The sequence below is a fragment of the Caballeronia sp. dw_19 genome, assembly GCF_018449515.1.
Classification (GTDB): domain Bacteria; phylum Pseudomonadota; class Gammaproteobacteria; order Burkholderiales; family Burkholderiaceae; genus Caballeronia.
The window spans coordinates 1-10,333 of the sequence record NZ_JAAVUQ010000079.1 but is presented as its reverse complement, the minus strand read 5'-3'; the positions used below and the strand labels follow the sequence as shown (position 1 = coordinate 10,333).

General features: G+C 59.5%; 8 protein-coding genes and 1 pseudogene. 1 reads left to right on the top strand and 8 read right to left on the bottom strand.

Features of this window, described 5'->3' with window-relative positions:
* Nucleotides 1-141: 141 nt before the first annotated feature.
* From HB376_RS40135 to HB376_RS40105, 7 genes are all read right to left on the bottom strand, one after another.
* Nucleotides 142-993, bottom strand: a complete 852-nt coding sequence (locus tag HB376_RS40135) for a 2,3-bisphosphoglycerate-dependent phosphoglycerate mutase (protein ID WP_213769233.1) — start codon at nt 991-993, stop codon at nt 142-144.
* Nucleotides 994-1,107: 114 nt separating this feature from the next.
* Nucleotides 1,108-2,319: a porin gene (locus HB376_RS40130; protein ID WP_213769232.1), complete on the bottom strand. Its 1,212-nt coding sequence runs from the start codon at nt 2,317-2,319 to the stop codon at nt 1,108-1,110.
* 117 nt (nt 2,320-2,436) lie between these two features.
* The gene (locus HB376_RS40125) at nt 2,437-3,741 is read right to left on the bottom strand and encodes an MFS transporter (protein ID WP_213769231.1); all 1,305 of its coding nucleotides are present in this window, start codon (nt 3,739-3,741) and stop codon (nt 2,437-2,439) included.
* A 330-nt stretch (nt 3,742-4,071) separates the two neighbouring features.
* Entirely contained in the window at nt 4,072-4,941 is an 870-nt protein-coding gene (locus tag HB376_RS40120; RefSeq protein ID WP_213769230.1) for an oxaloacetate decarboxylase, read from the bottom strand.
* Nucleotides 4,942-5,040: 99 nt separating this feature from the next.
* Entirely contained in the window at nt 5,041-6,384 is a 1,344-nt protein-coding gene (locus HB376_RS40115; protein WP_213769229.1) for an MmgE/PrpD family protein, read from the bottom strand.
* Nucleotides 6,385-6,434: 50 nt separating this feature from the next.
* The gene (locus HB376_RS40110) at nt 6,435-7,835 is read right to left on the bottom strand and encodes an MmgE/PrpD family protein (protein ID WP_213769228.1); all 1,401 of its coding nucleotides are present in this window, start codon (nt 7,833-7,835) and stop codon (nt 6,435-6,437) included.
* 25 nt (nt 7,836-7,860) lie between these two features.
* Complete coding sequence (locus HB376_RS40105) at nt 7,861-8,802, bottom strand: N-acyl homoserine lactonase family protein (protein WP_346730677.1); 942 nt, start codon at nt 8,800-8,802, stop codon at nt 7,861-7,863.
* Nucleotides 8,803-8,817: 15 nt separating this feature from the next.
* Between HB376_RS40105 and HB376_RS40100 the strand changes: the two genes are divergently transcribed.
* The gene (locus HB376_RS40100) at nt 8,818-9,858 is read left to right on the top strand and encodes a LysR family transcriptional regulator (RefSeq protein ID WP_213769227.1); all 1,041 of its coding nucleotides are present in this window, start codon (nt 8,818-8,820) and stop codon (nt 9,856-9,858) included.
* A gap of 263 nt (nt 9,859-10,121) precedes the next feature.
* Here HB376_RS40100 and HB376_RS40095 read toward each other — a convergent pair.
* Nucleotides 10,122-10,333, bottom strand: a pseudogene (locus HB376_RS40095) (DDE-type integrase/transposase/recombinase); the annotation flags it as partial.

Here is a 10,333-nt window from a genome sequence, read left to right as displayed (position 1 = left end):
AGCCCTCGTTTCCGCCCCCAGTTCGGCGAAACGGGGCTAGTGTTCATCGCTTCGCGTGGTCAGACATTTGTCGGGGTCGCGGAGACTTTCTATGCGGGGTACCTCAGCTAACATGGGGTTGCCACCAAGCCCGGATAGGCATCAAACGTTTGCAGCACCCACTGATAGATTTAGGAACGTTTTTTCCTTCGGGCGCAGATCTCCATCAAACTTATACACGATTGGTTGCCCATGGGTGACGGTAACCGCTGCAATTCCGTTACTGTCAATTCCGTCAAGATGCTTGATTAATGCGCGCAAGGAGTTGCCGTGTGCAACGACGATCACGCGTTGGTTTGCGCGGAGGGCTGGCGCCAGCGCATCCGTCCAGAATGGGACAATGCGTTCCCAGGTGTTTTGCAGACTTTCGGTCAAAGGAATCCGATCTGTCTCGGGCATACCGATCTGCTGTCTTCCACCAAACAGCTCACGTTGCCGATCGGAATTGAGAGGAGGAGGTGCCTCTAGAAAGCCCCGACGCCATCGCTTGAACTGATCCTCGCCGTATCGCAACCTGACGTCGGTTTTCTTCTGCCCGGTCAGTGCACCGTAATGCCGGTCGTTCAGCCGCCACGTGCGCACAATTGGCAGATCGGGCTGGTTCATCGCAAGCTGCACTTGCCAGAGCGAGGACGCGGCGCGCTCAAGAGCCGAGGTATATCCGACATCGAACGATAGCCCTGCTCGCAACAATGCTGCGCCCGCTGCACCGGCTTCGCGTTCACCAACTTCCGTCAAGGGCACGTCGACCCAACCAGTAAAACGGTCTTGCTGGTTCCAGACAGACTGACCATGGCGCAATAAAACGAGTACGCTCATCGATGGAAGAGAATGGTTGCCGTGTTCAAAGGTATATTCCGCTTGTGTTAGGTTGCGAGCCGCAGCCACGATGCTGGCAAGCCGACGTTCTTTGACTGCGTGAACGGTCTCGGGGCGTTCCGGCAGGCGCTGCAATCGTGGCGTTCGAGAAATCGCGAAACATTGGTACCCGGTCCGCTGACCGCCCCGGTCAAGTCTTACCATTGCGACGCAGTGCGTCAGCATGAACCGGTCGTTATTGTCGGGAAGTCAGAACCGATGCCGGATCCCCAGGCGTAAGAGCGCCTGCCGTCCGGTGCCGGAGCCGCTCAGTCCGCTACCCAGTTCTGCTGTCGTGGCCTGGCCCGTTGAATCATATCCGCTCGCAATCTGGTACACCCCAACTGCATAAAGATCCGTGCGCCTGGATAGGAAGTAATCGACGCCCAGCGAAAACTGGTTGTACCGCCCACCGCTGCCATTCACGCCGGTTTTGGTCGACGATGCTCCTCCGTTGTGCATGTAATCGTAGGCGACGCCAGCCAGCAGCGACGGCGTGAACTGGTACTTGAAGTTGACTTCGGCGTTATTGAATATCGCGTTGCCAGTGAATCCATTCGGATTGGGGCCAGCGCTGGCCGTGTTTCCCAGACCACGGAATTGGATGTTGGTGTATGTCAGTCCCACAGTGGCCGCACCAAACGCGTAGGCACCGCCGACGCCTGCCACTTGGTACGTATTGGCGGATGCATACCCGCCATAGACCGGATTGGTTGCGCCGACGTTGTTCGTGCCGATGCCGCCACTCGAGGCATTGTTGCCGAAGAATGAGATGTTCGGGTCGCGGACATTCAGATATGCAGCGCCGAGGGAGAGGGGCCCGTTCCGGTAACCCAGGCCGAATGAATATATCTGGTTCAGAGCTGCGGAGCCGGCCACTCCGCCAAAGCTATACAGCGCCTCGAACGTCACGCCGTCATAACTCAGACTTCTGAATTTCACTGAATTATTGGCCCGATACGAATCGTTGAAGTTATCGATGTCGCCGGGATGCGACCCTCGATTGCCGCTCCACTGTTCTCCCGACCCCAACGGCCCGAGGAAATCGACGACACTGTCATATTGGCGGCCGACCGTCAGGGCGCCCCACTGGTCCCCGGTCAGGCCGACGAATGCTTCCCGGCCGAATTCGTCATTCCCCTGATTCAGTTTGCCCGTACCCGGGTCGAAGCCGTTCTCGAGCAGAAAGACCGCCTTCAGCCCGCCGCCCAGGTCTTCCTGCCCCCGTAGACCCCAACGTGTGCCGTTAAGACCGGACGATCCGTTCATCTGATAGACCGGGCGCCCATGGCCTGGCGACGTTTTGACGTTGGATACCGCTTCGACCGCTTCATCAACGATACCGAACAGCGTCACGCTGCTTTGCGCGTGTGCGACGCTCGTCAGACCCAATGACGTCAATAGGATGAGCCTCTTTTTCATGATCCTGTCTCCATGTGTTATTTCGTATAACGAAATTAATTGTGTTGAACGATTTCTGTAAATTTCGGCGTTGATAGTTTGTAAACAGAGATGAGCATCCCTGGATGCGTCAGGCGATTAACCGCGTTTGAGGGCCTCACGGGGGGCATCCGATGCGCGAACGCTTGCTTCGGTTGCCGGGACGGCGGGTGGATCCGAATTGTCGGAGCACAGAATAGGTTTGCGGGTCATCGTCAGACTCACGATCGCGCCGACAACAAGGAGCACGCCGGCTATCACGAACGCTGCGTCGTAGCTGCCTGTGCCCGACACGACGTATCCGGTCACAATGGGCGCGACAATCCCGAACAAGTTGGCGCCCGTGACCAGAAAGGCGGCCGCTCGTCCAACATTGGCCGAATCCGGCAACGAATCGTTCAGTAATGCGATGTTAAGACCGACGCTGCTGCCTACACTTGTCAAGGCGAATGAAAACAATGCAAGGATGACCGCGATGTTTGACACCCATGGCGTGATAAGAATGCATGACGAACACAGCAACATGAGCGCAACCATGTTCCGTCGCCGTCCTGAGTTCACCGGGGCATTGCGCAACATCCGGTCGCTCAGCCAGCCGACAAGCATGGTTCCCGGTACCGCGACTGCGTAAGGCACGGCTGTGTAGAAGCCGGTCTTCAAAATCGTCAGGTCACGCGTTGCCTGTAGATAGCTTGGTAGCCAGCTAAGAAACAGGTACACCATGTAGGTGGCGCACCCGTGGACAATAAACAATCCCCACAGCGTGCGGGAGCGAAGCAGTATGAAAAGAGGTGCTCCGCCTCCGGTCGTCACTGATCCGCCTCGGTTGGCGATAATATGGTCTCGTTCCTGAGCGTCGATAAACGACGCCTGCTCGGGCAAACGATAGACGTTCCACCATACGACTGACCAGGTAAAACCAATACCCGCGCATACCCAGAAACCTCCGCGCCAGCCAAGCGCCTGAACGAGGTAACCGATCAGGATGGAACCGACGGCAGGCCCCAGATATCCTCCGCAATTGAAAACGGCAGTGGCAAAGCCACGCTCCTGGGCAGGTATCCATTCCCGTATCGTGCGGGCCCCTGCTGGATAGGTGGAAGACTCGCCGAAGCCCATTAGTAGACGGGACAGAAAGGCTGTGAAAAAGCCGCCGGAGACAGCAGTGAGCACTGTGGCAAGCGACCAGATAGCCATGCCTATAGCCGTTGATCGTTTTGTGCCAATTCGGTCAACGAAGACGCCCCATGGCAAGACGAAAACCAGATACGTGCAGAGGAACGCTGAAAACAGGTAACCGAGCTGTACGGTCGAAAGATGGAACTCCTGCGCGATCGGTCTGGCCGATACGGAAAGTACAACACGATCGATATAGTTGATTGAACAGCCGCTGAGCAGCAGCATGTAGATAATGGTCCGTCCTGGCTTCACTTGTCTTCCTCCCTGCGCCGACGGTACGACTTGTCTCGTCGGCAGTTCCTGGATTTGTTATGGACTGTCGTTACCCAACTCGAAGGCGACATTGAGCGCGATCGGCTACTTCACATAGCAGGGCGTTCGTGCCGTCTTCGCGGCAATATGCTATTGGTCTTGCCACACCGCACATACACCCTGACCGCTGCCACTTTCGTTCTCGCTGCCGCTCGTGCCCAACGTGCATCGGGTGAGATGCAACGGTGCCCGGGAGGATGGGAGTGGTGGGGCGCACGATGGGCAGTGCGTTCTGCCACGCATTCAGACCGCGTAGCGCTTCTCCAGCTCGTCGTAGAGAGGCTTGTTCACAAGACGCTGCCGTTCGAGAAATGGCGCTACCAATTCCGGATTTTCGTCGAGACGGCCTTCGCGTCTGAGCGCGCCGAGCGCCTTCTGCATGCCGAGGACGGCGCCTTGCAACGCGGCATTCGCGTAAAGGATCATCCCGTAGCCGAGCCCGCCGAGCTCCGCGGCATCGAGGGCAGGGGTGCGCCCGCCGATCACGATGTTGATCAACTGGGGCTTGTCGAGGAGCTTCGGAACCTGCCGGATCTCCTCGATGTTCTCAGTTGCCTCGACAAACAGAATATCCGCGCCAGCCTCGCCGAATCGGTGCGCTCGCTCGATTGCCTGCTCGAAACCCAGCACCGCGCGGGAATCGGTACGGGCAATGATGAGAAAATTGTCGTCGCGTCGTGCGTCGACTGCCGCCTTGATCTTTGACAACATTTCATCGAGCGGGGCGACCTCCTTGCCCGCGAAATGCCCGCATCGCTTGGGAAAAACCTGATCTTCGAGCTGGATCGCGTCGGCGCCTGCGTGCTCAAGCGTTCTGACCGTCTGCCAGACATTGACGGCATTGCCGAAGCCCGTGTCCGCATCGACGATCAGGGGAATATCGAGAACGTCGCGCATGCGGGCCGTGCAGTCGGCGACGTCGCGCAGACCGATGATGCCCAGATCGGGCGCGCCGTAGTGCATATTGGTCAGGCCCGCACCCGTCAGATAGACCGCTTCGAAGCCCTGATCCGCAACGACTCTTGCGCTCATGGCGTTGAAAGCACCTGCTACGACCAGCCCGTTGCGCAGCTCGACCCGATCGCGAAGCATCTTCCTCGTCGTCTTGTTCATTGAATTTCCATCTCATTTACGTCCTGCTGCTCTGAACACACCTTTGATCGTGCCGATGCCGGCATGGCATCGGCGCGTGTCTGGTCTCCAGAGTGCTTTTTATTCCGGCGTGGTCAATGCCATCAACATGGTCACTTCCGAGGACTCGATTGTCCCGACAGTCTCTGCAAGCCTGCTGGCTTTGGACCCGCCAATCACCGGGGTGGCGAGGCTGTCGAATTTGAACCGCAGCTCCTCATCGTTCATCGGATTGCCGATCGAGCCCTTGGGGTCGTCGACCTGTGCCGTGTAATGCGAGCCGTCCTTCATTTCCATCGTCATACGGCAAGACACACCACGCGGCAACGATGCGTCGACGCGGAACTCCATAACATCAGAGGCGTGCAGGAGACCGGGCTGCTTCAGTTTGTCGTCGCGGTACTGGTCGAACAGCGCCGCGCCTTCTTCGAGTGCGACAGCAACCGAATACGGCAGGCTTACCTGAGCTTCGTGATAAGTCGCGGGTGTCTTGTTCTGGTGGTAGTGAGCCCAATCCGGATGGCGTTCCATCACGATACGTTCGATGGCGAGCAGATCCGGCTTGTGCTGCTTACGAATGGCGAGCGCGCAGTCGATCGCGTTATGAATCGGCCGGGCGCAGGAGTAGGGCTTGAACTCGATCAGCAGTTCATAGGGTTCGCCCAGGCCTTCGACGAGCGCGGCGATATCGTGCTGGTCTGTGAACGCGCGCAAAAAGCCGCGCTCACCGTCGAAAATGGTCGCAGCGCCCGTGAAGCCGAGCGAGGCCATTGTCGCCGCGGTCACGCCATTGCGAGCGGCCGGTCCTGGGTTGAAGCGCTTTTGCATGGACGGGCCGTACATCTCCATCAGGCCCGATGCCTGCGCGCCGGCAAGTCCGAGCGCAGAAACGATCTGTTCCGGCTGGAGCTTCATCAGGCAGGCGGCGGCGATCGTCGCGCCGAACACGCCGGTGGCCGGCGTCGTATGAAAACCGCGGTTGCGCAGCGACGGGTTGGCCGCACGGCTGACGCGCTCCATCATCTCGCAGCCGGCGGCAAGCGCGCTCACCAGTTGCTCGCCGCTCGCGCCGACCGCTTCGCCGACAGCGAGCGCAGCCGAGAACACCGGCGGGCTGAAGTGAAAGAGAGCGAGCACGTCGATGTCGTCGAGCTCGATGCTATGGGAAGAGATCGCGTTGGCGAAGCTCGCCAGGACGGCGGGCACGGCCGGGCCGCCGCCGATCAGCGTCGACTGCGGCACGCCGCCCTGGGTGTTGGCGAACTCGCGGGCGATGCGGCCGGACGCACTTCGGCTGCCGGCGAGCGCGACGCCCAGATAGTCGAGCAGAAGACGCTTCACGGCACTGCGCGAGGCAGCGGGTACGGCTGCATAGGTGAGGTCGTGAAAGTACTGAGCGACGCGTTCGGCAGAGGTCTGTGTCATTGGATATGGAATGGGCGAAAGTAAAAGGAGTGGGATCCCGCGTGTGGGCTTCAGGGCCGAGCGGTACCGAGGATGCCGAGCAGTTCACGTACGTCGTCGAGCTTTTCAAGCTGCGCGACCAGTTCGACGAGGCGCTCGATATGGCGTCGGGACAGCACGGAAGCCGTTACCTGCCGGAACTTGTATTCGATGTCTTCGCGCCCGAGCGGGTTTTCCGGACTACCGCGCCGGTGCAGTATTTCGTGATGCAGCGTGCGGCCGTCCCGGGTGCGCACGGTGATGCGAGCCGCGTGACGGTAAGCAGGACCCATTGCCTCAATATCGACATCTACGTGCGCGTTGGTGCGTGAGATGAAGTCGAGCAGCCGCGGATCATGCAAGCGGTCGGTGCGGTATTGATCCACGAAGGCGACACCGTCCACGGCGATGACGGCGAGACCATAGAACAGGTTCATCTGTGCAGCGGTGACGCCCTGGGCCTTGTATTCCCATGCGCAATGCACGTAGGTCATCTTGCTGAGCCCAACGTCGACTGATTCGATGTCGTCGGCGGTCAGCGCGTTTTCGCGCATCAGCCACGCGAGGCCGTCGAGGGCGGTATGAATGCTCGTCACGCTTGCGTGCGGCTTGTAGCCCACCTTTGCGGTTTCCCAGTCGCTGCCGAGCCCGTCGGTGAGGCGCGCTGCGTTCGGTTCGCCCGAATAGGTGCTCAGATAGCCGCCGTAACCCGCTTCGAGCACGTCGCTGATGCCGGTGAAGCCACGCTCGGCGAGCAGCGCCGAATAAACGCCGCTTTGCGCAGCACGGCCCGAATGAAGCCGCTTGACCATCGCTCCTTCCTGCGCGGCCATCAGGCCGCCGGCCTGCGAGCCAACGATGCCGAGTGCGTGCTGCGTCTTGCCGGCGTCGAGCCGTAGCGAGCGCGCGGCCGACGCTGCGGCCACGAATACGCCCGAGGTGCCCTGCGGATGAAAGCCCCGATAGAAGAGACTCATTGTCGCGGCGTTGCCTACACGAGTGCCGATCTCGTAGCCGGCAACGATCGACGCGATCAGCTCACGTCCGTCCATTGGGCGCCGCCCCTCGGAAAAGGCCAGAGCAACCGGCACCGCGATGGAGCCGGCGTGCACGATCGACTCCTTGTGGATGTCGTCGAGCTCGAATGCATGGCCACCCGTGCTGTTCACGAGCACGGCCTGCGAGATCGATGTGCGCACGTCGGTGCCGAAGACGGAAGCCACGGCCATGCCACCTTCGAAGCGCACCATGTCCAGCACGCGCTCGGTCCATGGCAGCGAATTCCCAAACAGTACGCAACCGAGGCTGTCGAGCACGCTGAGCTTGATGCGTTCGACGACGACGGCCGGCAGATCGTCGTATTCGATTTGGGAAGAGAAGGTGGCCAGGTCACGGCTGGCGTTGGGCAGCAGGGAAGCGTGTTCGGTACTCACGAAAGACCTTCTTGAAAATTCGATGTCAGTAGGGGATCGGCTCGACATCGAGCCGTACAGCAATGCCCTCAAGTTCAGGCGATGCCGGCGGATAGCGTTTCATGACGAGCGGATCGTGTCCCGGCACGATATGGCGTGGGGAGTCGGCCAGTCGTTGCAGCGTGTCGTAGCCTTCGAGCGTCTGGCCAACGTGAAACACGGTGGGAAACGAGCGGTCAGTTTCGAAGTGTTCGTAGTAGTGGCTCGCGTCGGAGGCAATGACGACCCAGCCGCGCCGGGTGAACACCCGAACGCATTGCAGTCCCGCTGTGTGTCCGCCAATGTGGTGCACGCTCAGGCCTGGCGCCAGTTCGGCGTCGCCTGCGTGGAAGCTGACGCGATCCTTGTAGACGAGCCGCACCATGCCTGCCACGTCATCCACTTCGTAACCGTGGTTGAAGCGCTTATGCCTCATGTAGCGCCCCGTTGCGTAGTCCATTTCCGCATCCTGAAGATGGAAGCGAGCGCGAGGAAACCGCGCGAAGGTGCCGACATGGTCGTAATGCAGGTGAGTGACGATGATGTCCTCGACCTGTGCTGCATCGACACCGAGTTGCGCCAGGCCCTCGGTGGGACAGCGCAGATAGTCGCGCCCCCGTTTTTCGGCGACTTCCGCGGTAAAGCCCAGATCGATCACGAAGGTGCGCGTCGGGCTTTTCGCGAGCCAGATGAAGTAGTCCATCGGCATTGGGCCATCGTGGGGATCACCACCGATGAAATTGCCGGCGCGTGTACCGGCACGGCTTGCATAGCGGATCGCGAAGAGTTCGTATTCGGTCATGCGGGTTTTGATCTCAATGATGCGTACGTGCAGCAGGGATAACTTGTCGGGCGCGTCCAGCCACACCGCGGCGAGAAGGCGCTCCGGCTCGAAAACACAAGCGTCTACACACCGCGGAACTCCCCCGGCGGTGATTGCGTAGAACACGTTGAGCTTCGGTCTTTGTTGACAGGACTGGAGGTTACGGCGAAAGACGCTCTGGAAAAAGAAGCTGCAGTTCCATTAAAGTGTGAATTCAATTCACGAGCGACCCACATGAACAATCTCAATGCGATACCCCTCTTCGTCTGCGTTGGAGAGAGCGCGAATCTGACGGCTGCGGGCGAACGGCTTGGTCTGTCGGCGTCGGCAGTAAGCAAGGCGGTGACACGGCTTGAAGAAGAACTGGGTCAGCGACTGCTCCACCGTACGACCAGAAAGATCACGCTCACAGAGGAAGGCCTCGCATTTCTTGACCGCTGCCGACAAATCCTCACGGATGTCGCCGACGCCGAGGCAGAGATGGCGCACACTCGGGCGACACCGCACGGACGACTGAGGGTGCAGATGCCGATCGGGTTCGGGCGTATCGTCGTCGCGCCAGCGCTCGGCGAATTTACAAGACGCTATCCGAAATTGATTCTCGACTTGGAACTGAGCGATCGCGTGGTCAACATCTCCGCCGAGGGCAAGGATGCAGCCGTGCATATCGGCGAACTACGCGATTCACGCGTGATTGCTCGCAAGCTGTGCGCACTGCGTTTTGTCACCTGCGCGTCGCCGGAATATCTGGAAAGGCATGGTGCGCCCCAGAGCCCCGAGGACTTAGACCGGCATCGATGCCTGGGCTACCTGATTCCTCAAGCGGGCCACTATCGAGACTGGAATTTCGAGCGTGACGGCAAACGGATAGCGATGCCTATTTCCGGATGCATGAATGTGAACAATGCCGAATCACTCCTTGATGCGACGATCTCCGGCGCGGGTATCGCGCACATGGCGACGTTCGTTGCAGCCGAAGCCGTGCGCGCTGGCAAGCTGAGAATGGTGCTCCGTGATTTCGTATCAGTCGGCCCGGCTGTCTCGGTCGTCTATCTGCCCAACAAGCATCTGTCGCCGCGTCTTCGCGCGCTCGTCGACTTCTTGAGTGCGCTGGTACCCGAGAAGCCGTCGTGGGACGACATTCTCTTATTGCCTGATGGAGGGGTGGAAGCGACTAACTGAGTGCAAAACCGGGCATAAGGGTACGCGCACCCACCAGTTCGGTTTCGTGATGCTGTCCGAGGCAGTCTGGAGAACTCCTGCGACCTCAGAACAAATACTGGTATGTGCGCCACGCAATTTGTTTCTCCTGGCGGTCTTCCGCTTAGGTGGTGGAGATATCGTGAATTTGCGTCTTTTCGACATTGACTACGGGCAGCAGAGCTTCAGCTTAGTGGCAAGGGCCGTCGCGAAGTCCGGCTTCCGTTGGCTTTGTTCGGAAGGGTGATGGCCCTGGTGAAAAAGGCTTTAGCTGCAGCCACGTCTCGCTTTGCTCTGAGCATGAAGTCCACCGTCTGGCCGGCCCGATCTACCGCCCGGTACAGATTAACCCATTTGCCACGAATCTTCAGATAGGTCTCGTCAACACGCCAGGACTGGCCCCTGGGTATGCCAAACCGATTCCGGCGCTTGGAGGAACTCTGGTTACTTTGGCATA